Raw genomic sequence first — 22368 nt, forward strand, 5'->3', positions numbered from 1 at the left:
AGCCTCACTTCGCCTGGGTGAATTCGCCGCGCGGGTCCAGGACCTCACGGGCCCGGTCCGCGATGACGGTGGTCAGGGTGACGGCGGTGAGCAGGCCGAGGCCCGGGAAGCCGGCGATCCACCATTGGCCGGTGAGGAAGAACTGCTGGCCTTCGGTGATCATTTCGCCCCATTCGGCGGTGGGCGGCTGGGCTCCGAGTCCGAGGTACCCGAGGGCGGCCAGGGACAGCACGGCGGCACCGAACACGGCCGCCATCTGCAGGATCATGATCGGCACCAGGTGCGGGAGCACATGCCGGAACAGGACCCGGCCGGGGTGGGCGCCGATCGCCATGGTGGAGCGGATGAAATCCTGGCCGTACAGGCGCATCACCTCGCCGCGGAGGGTCCGCATGTACCAGGGGAAGGAATGCAGGGACAGGCCGATGACAGCCGCCGTGACGCCCGGCTTGAGCGCCATTGCGATGGCCATGGCCAGCAGGAGGGCCGGGAAGCACAGGATCGAGTTGCTCAGCCAGGTGAAGAGGGTGTCCACCCAACCGCGCATGGAGCCGGCCAGAAGGGCGGTCACGCAGCCCACGATGGCCCCGATGAGGGCAATGGCCAGGCCGGCAAGGATGGACGTCTGCCCTCCGGCAAGGAAGCGGGACATCACGTCGCGGCCGGTGTCATCCGTGCCCATCGGGTGCGCGAAGCTGGGGCCCTGGAGGACCGCGCCGAGGTTGATGGCTTCGGGCGGGATCCGCCAGAACAGCGGGCCGAGCAGCGTCAGCACCACCAGGGCGGCCAGCAGGGACAGGGCGAGCGTGAGCCTCCTGTCCCGTTTGAGGAAGCTGGTGAAGGGCCGGCGCCTGGCCGGGACAACGGCCTGCGGGGCGGCTAATGCGGTCATGAGAGTCCTTCCTCTCCGGAAAGGATCGTGGCCGGGGCAGCTATCCGGGCACCGATCGAGTTGAGGATCCGCCGCAACGTTGCGGCGCTGTGGAGCAATTGCCGACGGCGTTCGGCAGGGGCGGGGTCATCGTCCCAGCCGGTGAGGGGCGGGATGTCCCCGCGCGCCACGCCGTCGTGCGTCAGGACCCCGAGCCGGGCCAGCTGGCCGAGTTCAGGGGCGTCAAGGTGGGGCTCGTGGCGGAACCACGACCGGTCGAAAACGGGCGTGTCGAACATTCCACGGTGCTGTTCGAGGGTGAAGTCGCGCACCCCGGCGGCCAGCAGGCCGCCGAGGAGAACGTCCCAGTCGAGGACGCCTTCGCCGACCGCGCGCAGCCGGCGCCGGTAGCCGTGGGGCACCGGGAAGAGCACCAGGTCCTCCAGGTGGGTCATGCGGACCATGGGGCCGAGTGTGTTCGCAACGGCGTGCGGGTCCTCGCCGCGGACCACGAGGTTGGCCACATCGAGTCCGATGCCGAAGACCGCGGGGTCCAGTCCCTGCACCAGGGCCAGCACCTCGGCCGAGGCGAGGTCCTCGTGGGTTTTGACGTTGATCCGGGCACCGTGCTCCAAGGCGTCCGCGGCGAGGGATTCGAGGTTGGCCCGGATGAGGCGCAGCTGCGCGGCGTGGTCCAGATAGCGCCCCTGCTCCACCAGGCCTTCCCGCTCGGAGCGGGTGTAGACAAAGAACTCCGTGATGCCGAGTTCCAGGCCCCGTACCAGAGCCCTGCGCAGATCCGCCCGGACCGTGGCCGGATCGCCGGCAGGACCCGCGCAGCCCAGTCCCAGCTGGAGTTCGACGCCGGCGCGCCGGGCTTCCGCTGCCACCTCGTCCAGGGTGTCCGCAACTCCGCCCGCGAGTTCCGCGGCGATGTTGTTGAGGACCACGAGCGTGAAGCCGTCGTCGACGGCCTGGCGGAGCGAATCGGGCAGCGGCAGCTGCTCCATTCCGGGGTAGCGGGTGAACTGGATGCCGAGGCGGACGGCGGGGATTTCCCCGTCTAGTGAAGACCTCGAGCCAGGAAGTGTTTCTGTGATCTGGGTCATGCCGATCAAGATACACTCGTAAGACGTCTTACGAAAGGGTGGATTTTCAAACAGCCATGTGAGACGCTTCGTGGACGTAAGAACCAGAGGGGGCACCATGGCGGTGAACGGACGGCGCAGCGTGGTCGATGAGGCAATCGACGACATCCGTCAACGGATTCGGCAGGGCGAATGGGGTCTGGGAGACCGCATCCCGCCCGAACCCGAACTGGGCAGGGCCCTGGGACTGAGCCGCGCCCCGTTGCGCGAAGCCCTGCGTGCGCTGGTGCACGCCGGCCTGCTCGTGACCCGCCAGGGCGACGGGACGTTCGTTGCCGCCGTCGATGAACAGGAGATCGCCCTCCGCAGGGGCTTCCAGGACGCAGACCCGTTCGAAGCGGTCGAGGTCCGGCGCAGCCTGGACGTGCCTGCGGCGGCCCTCGCCGCACAGCGCCGGGACCAGGCCGACCTGGACAGGCTCGAGGACGCGCTCCGCCGCCGTCGTGCCGCCGCGGATGCCCGGGATGACGACGGGTTCCGCGAGGCGGACATCGACTTCCACCGCGCCGTGGTGGATGCCGCTCACAACCAGCTCCTGGCCGGCATCTACGGTTCCCTGGCCGCCAACATCGACGGCTCCTGGACCTCCGCCGCCGGCCTCGACCGCGCCGCGCACGCCGGGCATGACAACCACGACGACCTTTTCGAGGCCATCCGGGACGGCTCCGTGCAGGACGCCATGCTGGTGGCCGGGGCCATCCTGGACCGCCAGGCTCACGACTTGGAGAACAAATGATCACCCGCATCAAGGCCGCCTTCGTGATCGGATACGCCGACGGCGACCACTGCATCCTGCCCGACGCCGAACTGGTCCACGAGGACGGGACCATCCTCTTTGTCGGCCGGGACTACTCCGGGGCGGTGGACACGGACATCGATGCCGGCCAGGCGATCGTCTCCCCCGGTTTCATCGACCTGAACGCGCTGGCCGACATCGACCACGCGATCTTCGACTCCTGGCACGGCCCGGATACGCGCCTGGGACTCGTCTGGTCCGAGGCCTATCTGAAGGACCACGGAGCCGTCTTCACGCGGGAACAGGCCCGCTTCCGCCGGGAATTCGCACTCTCCCAGCTGGTCCGCAACGGCATCACCACCCTCATGCCCATCGCCTCCGAGAGCTACCACGAATGGTGCGAGGACTATCAGGACATGGCGGACACAGCCGCGGCAGTCGAAGCCCTCGGTGTCCGCGCCTACCTCGGCCCCAGTTACCGCACAGCCGTGCCATATACGGACGGCACGGGCGTGCTTCTTCACGAGGACGAGCGGCGCGGCCTTGAGGGGCTGGAGGACGCCATCCGCTTTGCGCAGGACTACGAGGGCCGGGCCGGCGGGCTCATCCGCACCGCCCTGCTGCCCGCCCGGATCGAGACCCAGACCGAACAGACCCTCCGCCTGACCCGTAAGGCCGCCGACGACCTCGGCATTCCGGTGCGCCTGCACGCCGCCCAGGGGCTCTTCGAGATCGAAACCATGATCGCCCGGACCGGCAAGCGCTCCCTGCCGTACCTCGCCGACCTCGGCTTCCTGGGCGAACGGACCTTCATCCCGCACGCCTGGACAATCCCGGGGCACCCGCTCATGCCCGAGGCCTTCGGCAGTGGGGACGACCTCGCGCTGCTCGCCGGCTCCGGCACGAGCGTCCTGCTCTGCCCCATCCCGATGGCGCACTACGGCGGCATGTTGGACAACTACGATTCCTACCGCGACCGCGGCATCCGGATCGTGCTGGGCACGGACTCCGCCCCGCCGAACATGATCCGCGCCATGGACCTGGCCATGGGGATGACCAAGGCAGCCACCGGTAACCGCAGCAGCGCCCAGGCCGCCGACCTCTTCCGCTCCGCCACGCTGGACCCGGCCGAAGCGCTGGGCCGCCCGGACCTTGGCCGGCTCGCCCCCGGCGCGCAGGCCGACTACTTCGTCCTGGACCTGAGCGGCGACCACATCGGCCCCTACGCCGACCCCATCCGCACCATGGTGATGAACGCGGACGGCCGCGACATCACCCGCGTTGTCGTCGCCGGACGCACAGTGGTCGACGGCGGCGAGATCGTCACCGTTGACACAGGCGGGTACCGGGAACAGGCGCAGGAATTCCTGGACCTCTACATCGCTTCCCTGAGCATCTCGGACCACGCGCGGCGGCCGACCGAAGAGCTCCTGCCGGCGAGCTTCCCGCTCCGCTGAGGCCCTGCATCCGCTGACCATGAAAGGAAACTGTCTTGAACACCTCTGTTGAAATGCTCGGAGTCAACCGGCTCAACGGCCTCCCCCGTGACGAGTTCATCAAAGTGATGCCCGAATTGTGCCACCTGCCCGTGGAAGACTGGGCGATCGACGTTGACCGTCAACGGCCGTTCAGTGACTTTGACGACCTGATCGCAAAGGCGCGCTCAGCTGTCACAGCACTGAGCGACGCCAACGTGGTCGCCTCCCACGTCGGGTTGAGGCGGTTGGGATCCACGCACGACGGCTTCACCGGCCGGCGGCTGCGGTGGGCCAAGCAGGAATCCGCCCGCATGGACCGGGACGAGGAAGCCCTTCAGGCCCTGAACGAAGCCCAGGACGCCTACGAAGCAAAATTCGGCCACGTCTTCCTGATCTGTGCAACCGGACTGACGAACGACGAGATGCTGGCCGCGCTCCGCGCCCGCTTGGCGAACTCACCCGAAGCGGAGTGCGACGCCATACGGGAGGAACTGCGCAAACTGGTCGCCATCCGCCTCACGAAGCTCGTTGCCGAGCTGGACGATCCGGAAAACGCCCTCACCGAGGCATAGAACGACGACGGCGAGGCGCCCGTGTGGGCACCTCGCCTTTGTTGTCTATTCAGTGAGTCCGGCAGGCTCAGGCCGGGATCGGCACCGGGGTGACACCGAACGGCGCAAGTCGCTCCGCACCGCCGTCGGGCGCTGACAGGACCCAGATGCCCTTTTCGTGCACCGCGACGGAGTGCTCCCACTGGCAGGAACGCTGGCCGTCGGTGGTGACCACGGTCCAGTCGTCCTCGAGGGTGGCGGTTTCGATTCCGCCGCGGACCAGCATCGGTTCGATCGCCAGGCACAGCCCGGGGCGGATCTTCGGCCCCCGGTGGCCGGTGCGGTAGTTCAACACGTCCGGGGCCATGTGCATTTCGGAGCCGATGCCGTGGCCCACGTAGTCCTCCAGGATGCCCAGCGGCTTGCCTGGAACGGACGAAACGAAGTCGTCGATCGCGTTACCGATGTCGCCCACGAACTTGCCCTTGGCCAGGCCGGCGATGCCCCGCCACATCGCTTCCTCGGTGACATCAGAGAGGCGCTGGTCCTCCGGGTCCGCGGTGCCCACGATCACGGTGCGGGCGGAGTCGGAGTGCCAGCCGTCAACGATCGCGCCGCCGTCGATCGAGATGATGTCGCCGTCCTGCAGCACGCGGTCGCCCGGGATGCCGTGGACCACTTCCTCGTTGACCGAGGTGCATATGGTGGCCGGGAAGCCGTGGTAGCCGAGGAAGTTGGACTTCGCCCCGGCTTCATTGAGCACGGCGGCGAAAACTGCGTCCAGCTCGCGGGTGCTGACGCCCGGCTTCGCTGCGGCCACCGCGGCGTCCAGGGCGCGGCTGAGCACCAGCCCGGCCTCGTGCATCTTGCGCATCTGCTGGTTGGACTTGTATTCGATACGGGGCTGGCCGAACGCCATGGTCTCCTCGGGGGTTGCTCTCAACGGCTCATGCAGGGCGCACGTGCCTTGGCTCTGCCATCCATTTTCCCGCATCCGCGAGCGTGGTCGAAATCGGCTCAACTCCGAGCTCACCGCGGAGCCGGTCCAGGCGGTACGTCCGCTGCCTGCCGAGCTGGCTCACGGCGTAGCGGGTGAGCCGCGGGGGCCTGCCGGCGGCAAGCGCCACCGTCTCGGACACGCCGGCCAGGGCCATGGCCACAGGCCGCGGAATGTACTTCACGGCCACGTCGTCGTGACCCGTGGCGTCCAGCACCTCCCGCAGCACGGCGCCGAGCGGCACGGGGTTGGCGTCAGCGACGTTCACGGGGCCGCGCACGCCAGAGGTGCAGGCCGCGAGCGCCGCCGCCGTGAGGTTGCCGATGTGCGTGAGCTGGTGCAGCACGTCCGGCCGGCCGACGCTCAACAAGGCACCGCCACGGATGTTGGACAGCAGCCGGGGCAACAGGGTCCGGTCGCCCGGACCGTAGACGGCGTGCGGGCGCAGCACCAGGGAGTCGGGGTGGCGGCGGGCCTCGACGTCGGCGAGCGCCTTGCTGCGGCCGTAGGCGCCCAGGTGCCGCGCCGCGACTTCCTCCTCTGCCCGGTCGCTGCAGTCCTCCCACCAGGGGTAGACGCTGGAACTGGAAATGTGCACCAGCCGGGTTCCGGGGAAGGTTTCGGCGACGGCACGGGTGCCCAGGACGTTGACGCGGTGGAACGGCCTCGCCGGTCCCCAGTCCGCCACCAGGGCACCGGCATGTACGACGGCGTCCACCGCGGGCGGCCGGGCGGGCGGCAGTCCGGCGAGGTCCCAGGAGAGGATCCCGGGGCCCTGGCGGCGGCCGAAGCGGACCACCTCCCAGCCGCGGGCCTCCGCCGCAGCGGCGATGGCGCCGCCGATGAAACCGCCCGCTCCCGTGACCGCGATCCTCATGCCCGGGTTCCTGCCTGTTTCGAAGCGGCTGCGAGGGCGGCGAAATCCTCGCGCAGTTTCGCCCGGTCGGTCTTGCGGTGCCTGCCGCTCACGGGAAGTTCGTGCATGGTTTCGATCCGGTCCGGCAGCGCGGACTCGTCAATCAGCCGCGGCAGTTCACGGAGCAGCCGGGCCCTCACCTTGCCGGGGTCCTCCCGCGGGGAGGGAACGACGGCGAGCCACACCGCCTCGTCGCCGATTCCGTCCGGCACGCCCACCAGCACCGCCTCCGCCACGCCGCGGACCTTCCCGATCAAGGGTTCGTACAGCGCCGGGTAGATGTTGGTCTTGCCGCGGATGATCATGTCCTTCTTCCGGCCGATCATCACCAGCCTGACGCTGCCGTCCGGACCGCCGTGGTCCAGCCGGACGAGGTCTCCGGTGGCGTGTTCGAACATGTCCGGTTTGCCAAGGTAGCCGCGGCACATATTCGGTCCGCCGGCCAACAGCTCGTGGTCCTCAGCCACCCTGATGCGCACCGCCGGGAGGGGTGCGCCCAGGAAGTCGCCTTCCCCGCTGCCGTCCGGAGCCGTCAGCTCCGCCTCCGCGCCGGAGGCGAACGCGAGCTTTTCCGCGCCGTCGGCAATCGCGATGGGCAGCAGCTCGGTCATGCCGTAAATGAGTTTGAAATCCACGCCAGGCAGCAGCCGCATCGCCCGTTCCAGGAACGGGGCCAGCACGGGCGCCGCTCCGAGCATCACGGTCCGCAGGGTGCTCGGCAGCACCACCGTCCCGGCTTCGACGGCGTCCAGGATGGGCGCCAGCTGGGACGGCACCAGGAAAAGGTGCGTGGCGCCGTCGTACTTTCCGGGAAGGGGACCGAGTTCCGTGGCAAGCCGCAGCGGATCGATGTGGGCGGAGAAGCCGTAGGCGGGCATGGTCCAGTGTGCTCCGGCGATCAGGGCCGGCAGGCCCATCATGAGCTGTTCGGAATGGATCCTGTCCCCCGCGGCGAAGGTGCAGCGCCGGGTCAGCTGCCCGAAGCCCGCCCCGAGCGAACCGCGGGTGTGGACCACGCCCTTGGGATGGCCGGTGGTACCGGAGGTGAAGATGATGACTGCTTCCTGGTGCGGGGCGGGATCGGGCACCGGCAACGGTCCGCCATGGGTCCGGCCACCTCCGCGCACATGCCCCGACAGTTCCTTCACCGGACGGGCCCCGCGCGGCACTCCCGGCAGCCACGGTCCGGAGTAGAAGTGCCGCATATCCAAGGCGCCGTAGTCCGGGAGCAGCAGGCCCCGGCGCCGGGCCAGCGGGCGCAGGGGGCCCTTGCTGCTCAGCGCGTACAGCAGGGATTCCGAGGCGGCCCAGCGCGGGGCGGCGAGTTCCGCGCGGTCCCGGAACAGCGCCGGGCCGATCCCGGGATCGATGAAGACGATGGAGCCGCCGGCCCGGACGGCGCCGAGCGCCAGGACGAAGGCATCCGGCCCTGGCCGCACCGAGAACAGCATCCGCTCCCCCGCCCCGAAGCCTTCGGACCGCAGGGCGGTGGCCGTCGCCTCGATTCCCTCCACGAGCTGCGCGTAGCTGATGGTGCGCCCGGGTGCCTTCCGCCACGGTGTTTTCCTGCCCGGTGCCGTGATGGCGGGGCGCTGCGGCCAGCGCCGGGCGGCCGCGTAGACTCCGGCGATCAGGTCGGCGCTCAGGTCGGCGCCGGAGAAGTCATCATTCATTGGCGAGCTCCAGGGTCTCGTATCCGGGGATGAGCACGCGGTGCTTGACACGCCGGGACACGATCCGCCACGGCTGCCGGGCGTAGATATCCAGCAGGCTCTCCAGGGTGGAGTTGATCTGGGCCATCGCCAGGGGCATGCCGATGCAGAAGTGCGGGCCGGCACCGAACCAAAGCTGCCGTGCGTGCGGCGGGACGGTCCGTTCCGGGTCGAAGCCACCCAGGCTCTTGGCCGCGTGGATGGTGGACAGCAGCAGCCGGTCCCCCTCCCGGTACCGGACACCGCCCAGCGTTCCGGAGGCGACGGCGTCGCGCAGCATCATCGGTGAGGGTACGGTGAAGCGGAGGCCCTCGTTGACGGCGGCGGGCAGTCCGTTGCGGTCCGCGGCCAGCGCGGACAGCCGGCCGGCGTCTGCCAGCAGCGCCACGATCCTGGGGATGAAGGACACCAGGGTCTCGGTACCAACGATCACGAAAGCACTGACCACCCCCAGGGCTTCCTGTTCGCTCATGCCAAGTTCCCGCAGGCGCCCGGGGAAGGTGTCGGGGGCGCCGTCGCGGTAAGCCGCGCGGGCCGGTCCGGCCAGGCGTTCGACGGCGGAACGCGCCTTGGCGGCCTGCGGCGGGGTCAGTTCGTGGCGGCCCAGCCGGACCAGCGAGGTGATGGAGGTGCCGAGGTCGAACAGGTCCCGGTCCGGCAGGCGGCCCGGGGCGTCCGCGGGCAGGCCGAGGATCCCGGCAATCACGCCGCCGGAGAGCTCCTTCACTTCCCGGACGAGGTCCACGCCGCGCCCGGCCGGCAGTTCGCGTTCCAGCCGGTCGCGGAGCCTTGCCGCCGCCGGTTCGACCATGACTGCCACGGAGCGGGCGGTGAACACCCCGCCGAGCCGCCGGCGCATTTCCAGGTGCTCGGCCCCGTCCATGTTGAGCAGGGCCTTGGGTCCCACCACCGGCGTCCAGAGCCCGCCGGACGCGGACCGTCCGTGTTTGACGAAGCGTTCGTTGTCCATCAGGACCTGGCGCAGCAGCCCGGCGTCGCTGACCAGGATCCCGAGCCCGGGGATCCGCTGCACCGGGCGGCGGTACCCCAGCCCGCGGATCAGCGGGTACAGCACCGGGTGGGCGCCCAAGTGGAGCCGCCGCTCCCAGCGCTCCAGTTCCCGGCGCTTCACCGGATGTCCACCACCTCGGGCTTGTAGCGGTGGTCGGCGTACCAGGCGAGGGTGTTCTTCAGCCCCCAGGCCTTTACGCGCCGGGAGGAGCCGTAAACCACCACATCCCGGCGCAGTGCGTAGGCCCGGCTGAGTTTGCGGACCCGGTTGGACAGGGCCCGGTCCTCGTGGAGGTCCTCGATCCTGCTCCGCGGAAATCCGCCCGAGCGAAGGTACAGTTCCGCGGTGATTGCCATGTTGCAGCCCGGGAGCATCTGGTACGGCCCCAGGTAGTCTTTGCCCTTGTTCCCGGGCCGGATCCGGCCGAAGAGCGAGGCCACCTCGACGGCGAGCAGCATCATGCGCCGCTCGCCCGCCGTGATCCCTTCGTCCTCCCTGGGCAGCAGCTGCCCGGCCACCAGTTCCAGGCCCTCGCCGAACGCGGCGACAATCCGCTCGGTCCAGTCGGGGGCGGCCAAGCAATCAGCGTCGGTGCGGGCCAGCCAGGTGGCGCCGTGCCGGGCACCGAAGCGCATGCCGGTGTCCGCAGCGGCGCCGGTGCCTTTCTGGCTTTCGTGAAGCAGCCTGATGTCCATCCCCGGGTGCTCAGCGGCGAAGGCCGCCGCGATCTCGCAGCTGCGGTCGGTGGAACCGTTATCCACGACCACCACCGTGAAATCCTTGTATTGCTGGGCGGCCAGCGATTCGAGGGTCTGCCGGATCAGCTTTTCCTCGTTCAGGGCCGGCACCGCGATGCTCAACGGGCGGGTCGCCGTCGTACTTGAAAGACCGGTGCTTGAATTAACCGGGCCGGAAAGCCCGCCGCTCACAGCCGCACCACTGCCAGGCCCAGGCTGACGCCGCCTGCAAGGCCCACCAGGGCCACCAGGTCCCCCGGTCCGCAGCGCCCGCTGTCCAGAGCCAGCTTCAGCTGCAGCGGCAGGGTCACGGAGGCCAGGTTGCCGTAGTCCTCCACCGTGGGCACCAGCCTCGCCTCGGGTACCCCGGCGCCCCGGGCGAAGACCTCACGGTAGGGGGCGCTGACCTGGTGGACGCAGACCACCGCGAAATCCTCCCAGCCCAGGCCCAGCCGTTCGAGGGTTGAGTGCAGGATGCCGCTGCCAAGATCCAGGAAAGCGTCCTTGAGCTTTTCCCCGTCCATGGAGAAGTAGGTGGCGTCCGGATCCCGCGGGTAGGCCGAGCCCCCGGCGGCGAGGGTGCCCACGGACCAGTGCGTGCTTTTCGCGGAGAAGCCGAACCCCAGGACCCCTGCCGTGGAACCGTCCGCGGGCTCCACCAAGGCGGCATAACCACCGTCGCTCATGGTGTATCCGGGGAAGGACGCCGCAAAGGTATCGAAGTCCGGCACCTCCCAGCGGACGGCCCGCGACGGCGATTCCCCGCCCGCCACCAGGACCCGCCGGTAGCGCCCAGCGGCCACGAAGGAGTCGGCCACTTCGAGTCCATTCAGGAAACTGTTGCACGCGTTCTTGACGTCCATGACCGGACAGTGCAGGCCCAGCTTCGCCGCGACCATGTGCGCGGTGGCCGGTTCCACCATGTCCTGGCTCGCGGAGGCGAAGATGAGCAGATCGATGTCCTCGGGCTGCAGCCCGCGCTCGGCGAGGACCTTGGCGGCCGCGTTGACGGCGAGGTCTGAGGCCTGCTCCACTGCGGACATCACGCTGCGGGTGCGGATCCCGGTCACCCGGTGGATCAGGCCGGCGGGAACCTTGAAGCCGGGGCTCTCCCGCCTGAGGCGCTGTTCGACGCCGGACGTGTCCAGGCGCCCGGGCGGCAGGTAGACCTCCACGCCGGTGATCCGGCTCTGTCCCGGCGCCGCTCCAGCCATCCGCTCCCCCAAATATCCAGTCCGGAACGGGAAACACAAGAAAGGGTGCATCCCGCACTCATGGTACGGGACGCACCCTTTCAGGAAGCGTCAGTAGCGCCGTGTTCAGATGGCCTTGGCCGCTTCGATGGCGAGCAGCACGCGGTCGGTGACCTCGTCGACGCCGCCGATGCCGTCCACCTGGGTCAGGATGCCGCGTTCGGCATACTTCGCCACCACGGCTTCGGTCTGCTCGTGGTACAGGTCCAGGCGGTGGCGGATGACAGCTTCGTTGTCGTCCGAGCGGCCGGTTTCCTTGGCGCGGCCGAGCAGGCGGCTGACGAGTTCCTCGTCGTCGGCGGTCAGCTGAAGCACCACGTCGAGCTTCTGCTGTCCTTCGGCGAGGATCTGGTCGAGGTAGTCAACCTGTGCGGTGGTGCGCGGGTAGCCATCGAGCAGGAAGCCGTTCTCGACGTCGGACTCGCCGAGGCGGTCGCGGACCATCTTGTTGGTGACGGCGTCCGGAACGAAGTCGCCGGCGTCCATGTACTTCTTGGCTTCGATGCCCAAGGGCGTTTCTCCCTTGACGTTGGCACGGAAGATGTCGCCGGTGGAGATGGCGACTACACCCAGGCGTCCCGAAATCCGGTCGGCCTGGGTACCCTTGCCCGAACCCGGAGGTCCAATGATCAGCATTCTCGTCATCGCAAAAGCCCTTCGTAGTGACGTTGTTGTAGCTGCGCATCAATCTGCTTGACGGTTTCCAAGCCGACGCCCACCATGATCAGGATCGAGGTGCCACCGAACGGGAAGTTCTGGTTGGCGCCGATCAGGACCAGGGCGATCAGCGGGATCAGCGCAACGAAGCCGAGGTAGATGGCTCCGGGGAGGGTGATCCTGGAAAGCACGTACTGCAGGTAGTCCGCGGTCGGTTTACCCGCCCGGATGCCCGGAATAAACCCGCCGTACTTCTTCATGTTGTCCGACACTTCTTCAGGGTTGAAGGTGATGGCTACGTAGAAGTACGTGAAGAAAACGATCATGGCGAAGTAGAGCGCCATGTAAATGGGGTGGTCACCCTTGGTGAGGTTGTTGTTGATCCATTCCACCCACGGGGCCATCTGCTCCCCCGCTTTCGGCTGGTTGAACTGTGCAATCAGGCCAGGCAGGTAAAGCATCGAGGAAGCGAAGATAACGGGCACGACGCCGGCCATGTTCACCTTGATCGGGATATAAGTGCTGGTTCCGCCCACTGTCCGCCGGCCGACCATGCGCTTGGCGTATTGCACCGGGATGCGGCGCTGGGACTGCTCAACAAAGACCACCAGGGCAACTGTCACCAGGCCGATGGCCAGCACGGTGAAGAAGGTGCCCGGGCCCTTGGAGGTCCAGATGGCGCCGAGGGAGGTGGGGAACGTGGCCGCGATCGAGGTAAAGATAAGCAGGGACATGCCGTTGCCGACACCCTTCTCGGTCACCAGCTCACCCATCCACATGATGAGGCCGGTACCGGCCGTCAGGGTGATGATGATCAGGATGGTGGTGATGATGCTGCTGTCCGGGATGATGGGCAGCTGGCAGTTCGGCAGGAGCTGGCCGGAACGCGCGAGGGACACCAGGGTGGTGGCGTTCAGGAGGCCCAGGGCGATCGTCAGGTAACGGGTGTACTGGGTCAGCTTCCCCTGGCCCGAGGCGCCCTCTTCATACAGCTGCTGGAACCGTGGGATCACCACGCGGAGCAGCTGCACGATGATGCTTGCGGTGATGTAGGGCATGATGCCCAGCGCGAAGATGGACACCTGCAGCAGCGCGCCGCCGCTGAACAGGTTCACGAGCTGGTACAGGCTCCCTTGTGTCTGACCGCCCTGCAAGCACTGCTGCACATTCTGGTAGCTCACACCAGGCGAGGGAATGAATGCACCCAAGCGGAAGATTGTGATGATTCCCAGCGTGAACAACAGCTTGCGTCGCAAATCAGGCGTCCGAAACGCCCGGCCGAATGCGCTAAGCAAGCGTCCTCCTGAGTAGAAAAATCCAAAGGTAACGATGGGCCCTATGAAACCCAACACCCGAGTTTAGCTGTTGTATGCGCCATGCGAACAATCGGGAGGCCCCGAAACGAAAAAACTCCCGGTGCGCAGGGCCGAAGCCCCGCACACCGGGAGTTGATTCACAGCAGGATGGAACCCCCGCCGCTTCCCGGGACGGATCCCTTAGAGAGCGGTGGTGGTGCCGCCTGCTGCTGCGATCTTTTCCGCAGCGCTGGCGGAGAAAGCGTGGGCGGTGACGTCAACCTTGACGGTGATGTCGCCGGTGCCCAGCACCTTCACGGGCTGGTTCTTGCGAACAGCGCCCTTCTCGACCAGAGCCTCGACGGTCACAGCGCCGCCTTCCGGGAACAGCTCGTTGAGCTTGTCCAGGTTCACAACCTGGAACTCAACCCGGAACGGGTTCTTGAAGCCGCGCAGCTTCGGCAGGCGCATGTGCAGCGGCAGCTGGCCGCCGGCAAAGCCAGCCTTGACCTGGTAGCGGGCCTTCGTACCCTTGGTACCGCGACCGGCGGTCTTACCCTTGGAGCCTTCACCACGACCAACACGGGTCTTGGCAGTCTTGGCACCCGGGGCGGGACGCAGGTGGTGGACCTTCAGCGCGTGCTGCTTGTCAGCAGCCTCGGCGGTCTTGTTCTCGGCCATTACTTCGCCTCCTCAACATTCACGAGGTGCGGAACCGTGTTGAGCATGCCCACGGTCACGGCGTCGGCGGTACGGACAACGGTGTGTCCGATGCGCTTGAGGCCGAGGGAGCGCAGGGTCTCGCGCTGGTTCTGCTTGGCGCCGATGACGCCCTTGATCTGGGTGATCTCCAACTTGGCGTCGGAGGGAATCAGGTTCTTAGCCATGACTAGACACCTGCCTTCTGGTTCTGGATGGCGCGCACCAGAGCAGCCGGAGCAACCTCGTCCAGCGGCAGGCCACGGCGGGCCGCCACGGAAGCGGGCTCTTCCAGTCGCTTCAGGGCGTCAACAGTCGCGTGAACGATGTTGATGGCGTTGGAGGAACCGAGCGACTTGGAGAGAACGTCGTGGATACCGACGCACTCCAGTACTGCACGGACCGGACCGCCGGCGATAACACCGGTACCCGGGGAAGCAGGACGCAGCATGACGACGCCGGCTGCGGCCTCACCCTGCACGCGGTGCGGGATGCTGTTGCCGACGCGCGGGACGCGGAAGAAGGACTTCTTGGCCTCTTCGACACCCTTTGCGATGGCGGCGGGAACTTCCTTGGCCTTGCCGTAGCCGACGCCGACCAGACCGTTGCCGTCACCGACGACGACGAGGGCGGTGAAGCTGAAGCGACGACCACCCTTGACGACCTTGGCGACACGGTTGATGGTCACAACGCGCTCTACGAACTGGCTCTTCTCGGCCTCACGACCGCCGTCGCGGCCACCACGGCCACCACGGTCGCCGCGGCCCTGGCCACGGTCGCCCCGCTCGCCGCCGCGACGGCCGCCGCGGCGGTCGTCGGTGGCAGCAGCGGTCTCAGTTGCCTCAGCAGCTGCAGCTTCAGTCACCTGAATGTCCTTTTCGTTATTTTCAACGGTCACAGTGCCAGCCCACCTTCGCGTGCACCGTCAGCGACGGCGGCGATGCGGCCGTGGTACTTGTTACCACCGCGGTCGAAGACAACAGCTTCGATGCCGGCAGCCTTTGCGCGCTCTGCAACGAGCTCGCCAACGCGCTTGGCCTTGGCGGTCTTGTCACCGTCAAACGCGCGCAGGTCGGCTTCCAGGGTGGAAGCGTAGGCCACGGTGACACCCTTGCTGTCGTCGACAACCTGGACGAATACGTGACGTGCGGAGCGGTTGACCACCAGGCGGGGGCGGACAGCCGTACCGACGATACGCTTGCGGATACGAAGCTGGCGGCGGCTGCGGGCAGCTGCCTTGCTCTTGTTCGTGCGCTTCTTATTAATTGCGATGGCCATGGTTTACTTACCAGCCTTTCCGACCTTGCGGCGGATAACTTCGCCGGCGTAACGGACACCCTTGCCCTTGTAGGGGTCGGGCTTGCGCAGCTTGCGAATGTTGGCAGCAACCTCGCCGACCTGCTGCTTGGAGATACCGGCGACCGAGAACTTGGTCGGGCCCTCAACCGTGAAGGTGATGCCTTCCGGAGCGGCGACGTTGACCGGGTGGCTGAAACCGAGAGCGAACTCAAGGTCGGAGCCCTTGGCCTGGACGCGGTAACCGGTACCGACGATCTCAAGCTTCTTCTCGTAGCCCTTGGTAACGCCTTCGATCATGTTGGCGATGAGGGTACGGGTCAGGCCGTGCAGCGAGCGGGAGTTGCGCTCGTCGTTCGGGCGGGTGACCGTCAGGGTGCCTTCGTCCAGGGTGACCTCGATCGGGCTGGCCACAGTGTGGGTCAGCTCGCCCTTGGCGCCCTTGACGCTGATGACCGAGCCATCAACCTTGACGTCGACGCCGGCGGGAACGGTGATGGGGAGACGTCCAATACGTGACATTATTCTCTTCCTTTCCCGTTACCAGACGTACGCGAGGACTTCGCCGCCCACGCCCTTCTTGCCGGCCTGCTTGTCAGTCAGGAGGCCGGAAGAGGTGGACAGGATTGCGATACCCAGGCCACCCAGCACGTGAGGCAGGTTGGTGGACTTCGCGTAAACGCGCAGACCCGGCTTGGAGATACGGCGGACACCGGCAATCGAACGCTCGCGGTTCGGACCGAACTTGAGGTCGATGGTCAGCTTCTTGCCAACTTCAGCTTCCTCTTCCTTCCAGGCAGCGATGTAGCCTTCTGCCTTCAGGATCTCGGCAACGCGTGCCTTGAGCTTGCTGTACGGCATGGTCACGGAGTCGTGGTATGCCGAGTTGGCGTTGCGCAGACGCGTAAGCATGTCTGCGACAGGATCTGTCATAGTCATTTGGGCTCTTGCCCTTCCTCGTAGCGGTTTCCGCTGTGCGCCTCAGCGCGCAGCGGACCTGTTACGTAGTTAATTAGTCTTCGGATTTGAACGGGAAGCCGAGTGCCTTGAGCAGTGCACGGCCTTCGTCGTCGGTCTTGGCGGTGGTCACAACCGTGATGTCCATACCGCGGACGCGGTCGATGGAGTCCTGGTCGATCTCGTGGAACATAACCTGCTCGGTCAGACCGAAGGTGTAGTTGCCGTTGCCGTCGAACTGCTTGCCGTTGAGGCCGCGGAAGTCGCGGATACGGGGCAGGGCGAGGCTGACCAGACGGTCCACGAATTCCCACATGCGGTCGCCACGGAGGGTGGCGTGCGCACCGATCGGCATGCCTTCGCGCAGCTTGAACTGGGCGATGGACTTGCGGGCCTTGGTGACCTGCGGCTTCTGGCCGGTGATCAGGGTCAGGTCGCGGACAGCGCCGTCGATCAGCTTGGAGTCCTTGGCGGCATCTCCAACACCCATGTTCACAACGACCTTCACCAGGCGGGGAACCTGGTTCACGTTCTCGTACTTGAATTCCTCAAGCAGGGACTGCTTGATGGTTTCGGCGTACTTGGTCTTCAGACGCGGAACGATCTTTACCGGAGTCTCGAGAGTCTCAGTCATTAGATGTCCTTCCCGGTGGCCTTGGACACGCGGATGCGAACGGTCTTCTTCTTGCCGTCCTTCTCAACGGTCTCAACACGGAAACCGACGCGGGTCGGCTTCTTGGTCGAGGGGTCAACCAGAGCCACGTTCGAGATGTGGATCGGGGCCTCGACGATCTCGATGCCGCCGGTCTTGGTGCCGCGCTGCGACTGTCCGACCTTGGTGTGCTTGGTTACGCGGTTGATGCCTTCCACGAGCACGCGGTTGGCCTCAGGGAATACGCGCAGAACCTTGCCCTGCTTGCCACGGTCGCCGCCGCGGTCCTGCTTGGCGCCGGTGATGACCTGAACGAGGTCACCCTTCTTGATCTTTGCACCCATGGGTTACAGCACCTCCGGAGCCAGGGAGACGATCTTCATGAACTTCTTGTCGCGAAGCTCGCGGCCAACCGGGCCGAAGATACGGGTACCGCGGGGGTCGCCGTCGTTCTTCAGAATCACAGCTGCGTTCTCGTCAAACTTGATGTAGGAACCGTCCGCGCGGCGGCGTTCCTTCTTGGTGCGAACGATGACAGCCTTGACGACGTCACCCTTCTTTACGTTGCCGCCCGGGATAGCGTCCTTGACGGTTGCGACGATGACGTCGCCGATGCTTGCGTAGCGACGGCCGGAACCACCGAGAACGCGAATGGTAAGGATTTCCTTAGCACCCGTGTTGTCGGCGACCTTCAGTCGCGACTCCTGCTGAATCAATTTTTACTCCTTGCGTCGCGCCGGTTCTCAAGCCGAAAACGTGCATACGGAATGAGCCTTGCGGAACGGTTGATCGGGGTGTCTCTGGACCTGCCTGGATTTTGCCAGAGCAGGCCTAAACGCCCATGCCAGAAGCATCAGCTTCCCTTGCCGGGAAAACCGGCGCGGGGCAGTATGCCATGGCACGATTGTTTACGAGGTTGGTTGCAGACACACAAATGGCGCCATACAAACTCAATATCCTAGCATGCTTCGGCCGCGGGACCGAAACGCGGAAGGGCCCGCATCCCTTGCGGAATGCGGGCCCTTCCAGTGAATCCCTGCCGGCAGGCCGTCGTCGGATTTACTTGGCCTTTTCGAGGATCTCCACCAGGCGCCACCGCTTGGTAGCGGACAGCGGGCGGGTCTCGGCGATGAGGACGAGGTCGCCGATGCCGGCGGTGTTCTCTTCGTCGTGAGCCTTGATCTTCGAGGTGCGGCGAATAACCTTGCCGTACAGAGCGTGCTTCACGCGGTCTTCAACCTGGACAACGATGGTCTTTTCCATCTTGTCCGAGACAACGTAGCCGCGACGCGTCTTACGGTAACCGCGCTGTTCAGCGCTGGCTGCTGCTTCCGTCACAGTTTCCTTCTCGCTCACTTGGCGTCCTCTCCAGCTTCAGCCTCGACCTTTTCAGCCTTGGCAGCCTTCTTGGACTTCTTTTCTTCCTTGGCTTCCACAACCGGTGCGGCAACCTCGGCACGAATGCCCAGCTCGCGCTCACGGAGAACGGTGTAGATGCGTGCGATGTCCTTCTTTACCGCGCGCAGACGACCGTGGTTCTCCAGCTGGCCGGTGGCGGACTGGAAACGCAGGTTGAACAGCTCTTCCTTGGACTTGCGGAGTTCCTCAACGAGACGCTCGTTGTCGAAACCGTCCAGCTGTGCGGGTGCGAGATCCTTCGACCCTACTGCCATTTCTATTCACCACCTTCGCGACGCACAATGCGTGCCTTCAACGGCAGCTTGTGGATTGCCAGGCGCAGTGCCTCGCGAGCTACCTCTTCATTGACACCGGAGAGTTCGAAGAGAACCCGGCCCGGCTTGACGTTTGCGACCCACCACTCCGGGGAACCCTTACCGGAACCCATGCGGGTTTCGGCCGGCTTCTTGGTCAGCGGACGGTCCGGGTAGATGTTGATCCAGACCTTACCGCCACGCTTGATGTGGCGGGTCATCGCGATACGGGCGGATTCGATCTGGCGGTTGGTCACGTATGCCGGGCTCAGGGCCTGGATACCGAACTCACCGAAGTTGACCTTGGTGCCGCCCGTGGCAGCGCCGGAACGACCCGGGTGGTGCTGCTTACGGTGCTTGACTCGACGTGGGATAAGCATTTAAGCCTGTCCTCCTTCTGCTGCCGGAGCAGCAGCTTCAGCGGCCGGAGCTTCAGCGGCAGCGGGTGCTGCCTCAGCTGCCGGACGGTCGTTACGACGACGGCGGTCGCCACCCGGGCGGCCCGGGCGGTCGCCGGCACGGCCGCGGGACGGAGCAGCAGCTGCCTGCTGAGCCAGTTCCTTGGCGGTGACGTCGCCCTTGTAGATCCAGACCTTCACGCCGATGCGGCCGAAGGTGGTCTTGGCCTCGTAGAAGCCGTAGTCGATGTTCGCGCGCAGGGTGTGCAGCGGCACACGGCCTTCGCGGTAGAACTCGGAGCGGGACATTTCCGCGCCGCCCAGTCGACCGGAGCAGGCGATACGGATACCCTTGGCACCCGCACGCTGTGCGGACTGCATGGCCTTCTTCATCGCACGGCGGAATGCCACGCGGGAAGTCAGCTGCTCAGCAACGCCCTGGGCAACCAGCTGTGCTTCGATCTCCGGGTTCTTGACCTCGAGGATGTTCAGCTGGACCTGCTTGCCGGTCAGCTTCTCGAGCTCGCCGCGGATGCGGTCGGCTTCGGCGCCGCGGCGGCCGATGACGATGCCCGGACGTGCCGTGTGGATGTCCACGCGGACGCGGTCGCGGGTGCGCTCGATCTCGACCTTGGCGATGCCGGCGCGCTCCATGCCCGTGGACATGAGCTGGCGGATACGGATGTCTTCGCGAACGAAGTCCTTGTACCGCTGGCCGTTCTTGGTGCTGTCAGCGAACCAGTGCGAAACGTGATCGGTGGTGATACCGAGTCGGAACCCGTGCGGGTTTACTTTCTGTCCCACTTAGCGAGCCTCCTCTTTCTCCGGGGTAGCGACTACCACGGTGATGTGGCTCGTGCGCTTCTTGATCTGGTAGGCGCGACCCTGTGCACGCGGCTGGAACCGCTTCATGGTCGGGCCCTCGTCAACAAACGCTTCGCTGATGTAGAGGTCGCCCTCGTCAAAGGCAACGCCGTCGCGGTCCGCGAGGACCCGGGCGTTCGCCATTGCCGACTGAACTACCTTGAATACCGGCTCCGAAGCTGCCTGCTGGGCAAACTTCAGAATTGCCAGAGCCTCGTTCGCTTGCTTGCCACGAACAAGGTTGACGACGCGCCGGGCCTTCATAGGCGTTACGCGGATGTGACGCGCAATAGCCTTGGCTTCCATTGCTTTCCTTCTCTCGTCTTAGCCGTAGAACGAGCGCCTTAGCGGCGCTTGCCCTTACGGTCGTCCTTGACATGGCCGCGGAAAGTCCGCGTGGGAGCGAATTCGCCGAGCTTGTGCCCGACCATCGACTCAGTGACAAACACCGGGATGTGCTTGCGTCCGTCGTGAACGGCGATCGTGTGACCCAGCATGTCCGGGATGATCATCGAACGGCGGGACCAGGTCTTGATGACGTTCTTGGTGCCCTTTTCGTTTTCCTTGGCGACCTTCACAAAGAGGTGCTGGTCAACGAAAGGACCTTTTTTCAGGCTGCGTGGCATGTGTCCAGGCTCCTATCGCTTGTTCTTGCCAGTACGGCGGCGACGAACAATAAGCTTGTCGCTCTCTTTGTTGGGGCGGCGGGTACGGCCCTCGGGCTTGCCGTTGGGGTTGACCGGGTGACGGCCACCGGAGGTCTTGCCTTCACCACCACCGTGCGGGTGGTCAACCGGGTTCATGGCCACACCACGGACCGTCGGGCGGACGCCCTTCCAGCGCATACGGCCGGCCTTGCCCCAGTTGATGTTCGACTGCTCGGCGTTGCCGACCTCGCCGACGGTTGCGCGGCAGCGCACGTCAACGTTGCGGATTTCACCGGAGGGCAGACGCAGCTGGGCGAAACGGCCTTCCTTGGCAACGAGCTGCACCGAAGCACCGGCGGAGCGGGCCATCTTGGCGCCGCCACCCGGACGCAGTTCAACTGCGTGGATCACGGTACCGACGGGGATGTTGCGCAGGGGCAGGTTGTTGCCCGGCTTGATGTCAGCGTCGGGACCGGCCTCAACGAAGTCGCCCTGGGACAGCTTGTTGGGGGCGATGATGTAACGCTTGGTGCCATCAACGTAGTGCAGGAGCGCGATGCGAGCCGTACGGTTCGGGTCGTACTCGATTTCGGCAACGCGGGCGTTGACGCCGTCCTTGTCGTGGCGACGGAAGTCGATCAGACGGTACTGGCGCTTGTGTCCACCACCCTTGTGACGGGTGGTGATCTTACCGGTGTTGTTACGGCCGCCGGTCTTGTGCAGCGGACGCAGCAGCGACTTTTCCGGAGTCGATCGCGTGATTTCAGCGAAGTCGGCTACGCTCGAGCCACGGCGGCCCGGGGTAGTCGGCTTGTATTTACGGATTCCCATAATTCATTTCCTCGTTAAAGTGGTCTCCGCTACGCGAGCGGACCGCCGAAGATGTCGATAGTGCCTTCCTTCAGGGTGACAATCGCACGCTTGGTGCTCTTGCGCTGTCCCCATCCGAACTTGGTCCGCTTGCGCTTACCGGCACGGTTGATGGTGTTGATCGATTCGACCTTGACGGAGAAAATCTTCTCCACGGCCAGCTTGATCTCGGTCTTGTTCGAACGGGGGTCCACCAGGAAGGTGTACTTGCCCTCGTCGATCAGGCCGTAGCTCTTTTCCGAAACGACGGGTGCGATGACGACGTCGCGCGGGTCCTTGATGGTGGTGACGCTCACTTGGCGGCCTCCTCGTTCTTTGCCTTGTCAGCGACGAACGCTTCGAAAGCAGCCTTGGTGAAGACCACATCGTCGGAGACCAGAACGTCGTAGGTGTTCAGCTGGTCCACGTAGAGGGTGTGGACGTCGGCGAGGTTGCGCACGGACAGTGCAGCAACGTCGTTGGCGCGTTCGATCACGACGAGCAGGTTCTTGCGCTCGGTAACAGCCTTCAGCGTCGCCAGGGCGTCCTTGGTGGACGGCTTGGTGCCGGCAACCAGTTCAGCGACGACGTGGATGCGGCCGTTGCGGGCGCGGTCCGACAGGGCGCCACGGAGAGCAGCGGCCTTCATCTTCTTGGGGGTGCGCTGGGCGTAGTCACGCGGGGTCGGGCCGTGGACGATGCCACCACCGGTCATGTGCGGAGCGCGGATCGAGCCCTGGCGGGCGCGGCCCGTACCCTTCTGCTTGAACGGCTTGCGGCCGGCACCGGAAACTTCAGCGCGGGTCTTGGTCTTGTGGGTACCCTGGCGTGCGGCAGCGAGCTGGGCGACGACGACCTGGTGCAGCAGCGGCACGTTGGTCTGGACGTCGAAGATCTCTGCAGGCAGGTCTACCTTCACAGTGCTAGTCAT

31 protein-coding genes are annotated in these 22368 nt (G+C 65.9%); 3 read left to right on the forward strand and 28 right to left on the reverse strand.

Annotated elements, in window-relative coordinates; translation table 11 throughout:
- Positions 1 to 4 precede the first annotated feature (4 nt).
- Positions 5 to 892, reverse strand: coding sequence for an ABC transporter permease (locus BLP88_RS06155; protein WP_084110862.1), 888 nt, complete (start codon positions 890 to 892; stop codon positions 5 to 7).
- Positions 889 to 1980, reverse strand: coding sequence for a sugar phosphate isomerase/epimerase family protein (locus BLP88_RS06160; protein ID WP_074587774.1), 1092 nt, complete (start codon positions 1978 to 1980; stop codon positions 889 to 891). The genes BLP88_RS06155 and BLP88_RS06160 overlap by 4 nt, the downstream gene beginning before the upstream one ends.
- Before the next feature lie 97 nt (positions 1981 to 2077).
- Here BLP88_RS06160 and BLP88_RS06165 point away from each other — a divergent pair, with 97 nt between their 5' ends.
- The 3 genes from BLP88_RS06165 to BLP88_RS06175 are packed head-to-tail and all read left to right on the forward strand — an operon-like array spanning position 2078 to position 4805.
- Positions 2078 to 2755 carry a FadR/GntR family transcriptional regulator gene (locus BLP88_RS06165; protein ID WP_074587776.1) on the forward strand — a complete coding sequence of 226 codons (678 nt, stop codon included), beginning with the start codon at positions 2078 to 2080 and terminating at the stop codon, positions 2753 to 2755.
- Positions 2752 to 4212 (forward strand): chlorohydrolase family protein, encoded by a 1461-nt coding sequence (locus BLP88_RS06170; protein ID WP_074587777.1) that lies wholly within the window; start codon positions 2752 to 2754, stop codon positions 4210 to 4212. The genes BLP88_RS06165 and BLP88_RS06170 overlap by 4 nt, the downstream gene beginning before the upstream one ends.
- A 35-nt stretch (positions 4213 to 4247) precedes the next feature.
- Entirely contained in the window at positions 4248 to 4805 is a 558-nt protein-coding gene (locus BLP88_RS06175) for a 2-oxo-4-hydroxy-4-carboxy-5-ureidoimidazoline decarboxylase (protein WP_074587778.1), read from the forward strand.
- Positions 4806 to 4872: 67 nt separating this feature from the next.
- Here the strand turns inward: BLP88_RS06175 and map are convergent, their stop codons facing one another.
- The 26 genes from map to rplD all read right to left on the reverse strand — a co-directional run bounded on the left by map (position 4873) and on the right by rplD (position 22368).
- Positions 4873 to 5703 (reverse strand): type I methionyl aminopeptidase, encoded by an 831-nt coding sequence (gene map, locus BLP88_RS06180; protein ID WP_074587780.1) that lies wholly within the window; start codon positions 5701 to 5703, stop codon positions 4873 to 4875.
- A 28-nt stretch (positions 5704 to 5731) separates the two neighbouring features.
- Positions 5732 to 6658: an NAD-dependent epimerase/dehydratase family protein gene (locus BLP88_RS06185; protein ID WP_074587782.1), complete on the reverse strand. Its 927-nt coding sequence runs from the start codon at positions 6656 to 6658 to the stop codon at positions 5732 to 5734.
- Positions 6655 to 8370: an AMP-binding protein gene (locus BLP88_RS06190; RefSeq protein ID WP_074587784.1), complete on the reverse strand. Its 1716-nt coding sequence runs from the start codon at positions 8368 to 8370 to the stop codon at positions 6655 to 6657. The genes BLP88_RS06185 and BLP88_RS06190 overlap by 4 nt, the downstream gene beginning before the upstream one ends.
- Positions 8363 to 9541, reverse strand: coding sequence for a cytochrome P450 (locus BLP88_RS06195; RefSeq protein WP_084110867.1), 1179 nt, complete (start codon positions 9539 to 9541; stop codon positions 8363 to 8365). Before BLP88_RS06195 ends, BLP88_RS06190 begins: the two co-directional genes overlap by 8 nt.
- Positions 9538 to 10281, reverse strand: coding sequence for a glycosyltransferase family 2 protein (locus BLP88_RS06200; RefSeq protein WP_218871822.1), 744 nt, complete (start codon positions 10279 to 10281; stop codon positions 9538 to 9540). The genes BLP88_RS06195 and BLP88_RS06200 overlap by 4 nt, the downstream gene beginning before the upstream one ends.
- A gap of 65 nt (positions 10282 to 10346) precedes the next feature.
- On the reverse strand, positions 10347 to 11372 hold the full coding sequence (locus BLP88_RS06205) for a 3-oxoacyl-ACP synthase III family protein (protein ID WP_074587786.1): 1026 nt from the start codon (positions 11370 to 11372) through the stop codon (positions 10347 to 10349).
- Between the two features lie 105 nt (positions 11373 to 11477).
- Positions 11478 to 12047 (reverse strand): adenylate kinase, encoded by a 570-nt coding sequence (locus BLP88_RS06210; RefSeq protein WP_175453512.1) that lies wholly within the window; start codon positions 12045 to 12047, stop codon positions 11478 to 11480.
- 5 nt (positions 12048 to 12052) lie between these two features.
- The gene (secY, locus tag BLP88_RS06215) at positions 12053 to 13363 is read right to left on the reverse strand and encodes a preprotein translocase subunit SecY (RefSeq protein ID WP_074587790.1); all 1311 of its coding nucleotides are present in this window, start codon (positions 13361 to 13363) and stop codon (positions 12053 to 12055) included.
- A 201-nt stretch (positions 13364 to 13564) separates the two neighbouring features.
- Positions 13565 to 14044, reverse strand: coding sequence for a 50S ribosomal protein L15 (gene rplO, locus BLP88_RS06220; protein ID WP_074587792.1), 480 nt, complete (start codon positions 14042 to 14044; stop codon positions 13565 to 13567).
- Complete coding sequence (gene rpmD, locus BLP88_RS06225) at positions 14044 to 14250, reverse strand: 50S ribosomal protein L30 (RefSeq protein WP_074587793.1); 207 nt, start codon at positions 14248 to 14250, stop codon at positions 14044 to 14046. Before rpmD ends, rplO begins: the two co-directional genes overlap by 1 nt.
- Before the next feature lie 2 nt (positions 14251 to 14252).
- Positions 14253 to 14927, reverse strand: a complete 675-nt coding sequence (gene rpsE, locus BLP88_RS06230) for a 30S ribosomal protein S5 (RefSeq protein ID WP_175453505.1) — start codon at positions 14925 to 14927, stop codon at positions 14253 to 14255.
- Between the two features lie 29 nt (positions 14928 to 14956).
- Positions 14957 to 15340, reverse strand: a complete 384-nt coding sequence (gene rplR, locus BLP88_RS06235; RefSeq protein WP_074587797.1) for a 50S ribosomal protein L18 — start codon at positions 15338 to 15340, stop codon at positions 14957 to 14959.
- A 3-nt stretch (positions 15341 to 15343) separates the two neighbouring features.
- Positions 15344 to 15880, reverse strand: a complete 537-nt coding sequence (rplF, locus tag BLP88_RS06240; RefSeq protein WP_074587799.1) for a 50S ribosomal protein L6 — start codon at positions 15878 to 15880, stop codon at positions 15344 to 15346.
- 18 nt (positions 15881 to 15898) lie between these two features.
- Complete coding sequence (rpsH, locus tag BLP88_RS06245; RefSeq protein ID WP_074587801.1) at positions 15899 to 16297, reverse strand: 30S ribosomal protein S8; 399 nt, start codon at positions 16295 to 16297, stop codon at positions 15899 to 15901.
- 73 nt (positions 16298 to 16370) lie between these two features.
- Positions 16371 to 16949 (reverse strand): 50S ribosomal protein L5, encoded by a 579-nt coding sequence (rplE, locus tag BLP88_RS06250; protein WP_074587802.1) that lies wholly within the window; start codon positions 16947 to 16949, stop codon positions 16371 to 16373.
- Complete coding sequence (gene rplX / locus BLP88_RS06255) at positions 16949 to 17311, reverse strand: 50S ribosomal protein L24 (protein WP_074587804.1); 363 nt, start codon at positions 17309 to 17311, stop codon at positions 16949 to 16951. The genes rplE and rplX overlap by 1 nt, the downstream gene beginning before the upstream one ends.
- A gap of 3 nt (positions 17312 to 17314) precedes the next feature.
- On the reverse strand, positions 17315 to 17683 hold the full coding sequence (rplN, locus tag BLP88_RS06260) for a 50S ribosomal protein L14 (RefSeq protein WP_074587806.1): 369 nt from the start codon (positions 17681 to 17683) through the stop codon (positions 17315 to 17317).
- A gap of 343 nt (positions 17684 to 18026) precedes the next feature.
- Positions 18027 to 18323, reverse strand: a complete 297-nt coding sequence (gene rpsQ, locus BLP88_RS06265; RefSeq protein WP_070350367.1) for a 30S ribosomal protein S17 — start codon at positions 18321 to 18323, stop codon at positions 18027 to 18029.
- The gene (gene rpmC, locus BLP88_RS19220; protein WP_074587808.1) at positions 18320 to 18640 is read right to left on the reverse strand and encodes a 50S ribosomal protein L29; all 321 of its coding nucleotides are present in this window, start codon (positions 18638 to 18640) and stop codon (positions 18320 to 18322) included. Before rpmC ends, rpsQ begins: the two co-directional genes overlap by 4 nt.
- Positions 18641 to 18642: 2 nt before the next feature.
- Positions 18643 to 19059: a 50S ribosomal protein L16 gene (gene rplP / locus BLP88_RS06275; protein WP_070350365.1), complete on the reverse strand. Its 417-nt coding sequence runs from the start codon at positions 19057 to 19059 to the stop codon at positions 18643 to 18645.
- Positions 19060 to 19881, reverse strand: a complete 822-nt coding sequence (gene rpsC, locus BLP88_RS06280) for a 30S ribosomal protein S3 (protein ID WP_070350364.1) — start codon at positions 19879 to 19881, stop codon at positions 19060 to 19062.
- Entirely contained in the window at positions 19882 to 20247 is a 366-nt protein-coding gene (gene rplV, locus BLP88_RS06285; RefSeq protein WP_074587810.1) for a 50S ribosomal protein L22, read from the reverse strand.
- 38 nt (positions 20248 to 20285) lie between these two features.
- Positions 20286 to 20567 (reverse strand): 30S ribosomal protein S19, encoded by a 282-nt coding sequence (rpsS, locus tag BLP88_RS06290; protein ID WP_070350362.1) that lies wholly within the window; start codon positions 20565 to 20567, stop codon positions 20286 to 20288.
- Between the two features lie 12 nt (positions 20568 to 20579).
- Complete coding sequence (gene rplB, locus BLP88_RS06295) at positions 20580 to 21419, reverse strand: 50S ribosomal protein L2 (protein ID WP_074587812.1); 840 nt, start codon at positions 21417 to 21419, stop codon at positions 20580 to 20582.
- A gap of 29 nt (positions 21420 to 21448) precedes the next feature.
- Entirely contained in the window at positions 21449 to 21754 is a 306-nt protein-coding gene (gene rplW / locus BLP88_RS06300; protein ID WP_070350360.1) for a 50S ribosomal protein L23, read from the reverse strand.
- Positions 21751 to 22368, reverse strand: coding sequence for a 50S ribosomal protein L4 (gene rplD, locus BLP88_RS06305; RefSeq protein ID WP_074587814.1), 618 nt, complete (start codon positions 22366 to 22368; stop codon positions 21751 to 21753). Before rplD ends, rplW begins: the two co-directional genes overlap by 4 nt.

Origin of the sequence: Arthrobacter cupressi (assembly GCF_900099975.1) — a bacterium.
GTDB lineage: Bacteria > Actinomycetota > Actinomycetes > Actinomycetales > Micrococcaceae > Arthrobacter > Arthrobacter cupressi.

Excerpts from the sequence above, each read along its gene's own strand:
- BLP88_RS06155 (WP_084110862.1), bottom strand. The coding sequence starts at position 892 with ATGACCGCATTAGCCGCCCCGCAGGCCGTTGTCCCGGCCAGGCGCCGG.
- BLP88_RS06160 (WP_074587774.1), bottom strand. The coding sequence starts at position 1,980 with ATGACCCAGATCACAGAAACACTTCCTGGCTCGAGGTCTTCACTAGAC.
- BLP88_RS06165 (WP_074587776.1), top strand. The coding sequence starts at position 2,078 with ATGGCGGTGAACGGACGGCGCAGCGTGGTCGATGAGGCAATCGACGAC.
- BLP88_RS06170 (WP_074587777.1), top strand. The coding sequence starts at position 2,752 with ATGATCACCCGCATCAAGGCCGCCTTCGTGATCGGATACGCCGACGGC.
- map (WP_074587780.1), bottom strand. The coding sequence starts at position 5,703 with ATGGCGTTCGGCCAGCCCCGTATCGAATACAAGTCCAACCAGCAGATG.
- BLP88_RS06185 (WP_074587782.1), bottom strand. The coding sequence starts at position 6,658 with ATGAGGATCGCGGTCACGGGAGCGGGCGGTTTCATCGGCGGCGCCATC.
- BLP88_RS06190 (WP_074587784.1), bottom strand. The coding sequence starts at position 8,370 with ATGAATGATGACTTCTCCGGCGCCGACCTGAGCGCCGACCTGATCGCC.
- BLP88_RS06205 (WP_074587786.1), bottom strand. The coding sequence starts at position 11,372 with ATGGCTGGAGCGGCGCCGGGACAGAGCCGGATCACCGGCGTGGAGGTC.
- BLP88_RS06210 (WP_175453512.1), bottom strand. The coding sequence starts at position 12,047 with ATGCTGATCATTGGACCTCCGGGTTCGGGCAAGGGTACCCAGGCCGAC.
- rplO (WP_074587792.1), bottom strand. The coding sequence starts at position 14,044 with ATGGCCGAGAACAAGACCGCCGAGGCTGCTGACAAGCAGCACGCGCTG.
- rpmD (WP_074587793.1), bottom strand. The coding sequence starts at position 14,250 with ATGGCTAAGAACCTGATTCCCTCCGACGCCAAGTTGGAGATCACCCAG.
- rplR (WP_074587797.1), bottom strand. The coding sequence starts at position 15,340 with ATGGCCATCGCAATTAATAAGAAGCGCACGAACAAGAGCAAGGCAGCT.
- rplF (WP_074587799.1), bottom strand. The coding sequence starts at position 15,880 with ATGTCACGTATTGGACGTCTCCCCATCACCGTTCCCGCCGGCGTCGAC.
- rpsH (WP_074587801.1), bottom strand. The coding sequence starts at position 16,297 with ATGACTATGACAGATCCTGTCGCAGACATGCTTACGCGTCTGCGCAAC.
- rplE (WP_074587802.1), bottom strand. The coding sequence starts at position 16,949 with ATGACTGAGACTCTCGAGACTCCGGTAAAGATCGTTCCGCGTCTGAAG.
- rplX (WP_074587804.1), bottom strand. The coding sequence starts at position 17,311 with ATGGGTGCAAAGATCAAGAAGGGTGACCTCGTTCAGGTCATCACCGGC.
- rpmC (WP_074587808.1), bottom strand. The coding sequence starts at position 18,640 with ATGGCAGTAGGGTCGAAGGATCTCGCACCCGCACAGCTGGACGGTTTC.
- rplP (WP_070350365.1), bottom strand. The coding sequence starts at position 19,059 with ATGCTTATCCCACGTCGAGTCAAGCACCGTAAGCAGCACCACCCGGGT.
- rplV (WP_074587810.1), bottom strand. The coding sequence starts at position 20,247 with ATGGAAGCCAAGGCTATTGCGCGTCACATCCGCGTAACGCCTATGAAG.
- rpsS (WP_070350362.1), bottom strand. The coding sequence starts at position 20,567 with ATGCCACGCAGCCTGAAAAAAGGTCCTTTCGTTGACCAGCACCTCTTT.
- rplB (WP_074587812.1), bottom strand. The coding sequence starts at position 21,419 with ATGGGAATCCGTAAATACAAGCCGACTACCCCGGGCCGCCGTGGCTCG.
- rplD (WP_074587814.1), bottom strand. The coding sequence starts at position 22,368 with ATGACTAGCACTGTGAAGGTAGACCTGCCTGCAGAGATCTTCGACGTC.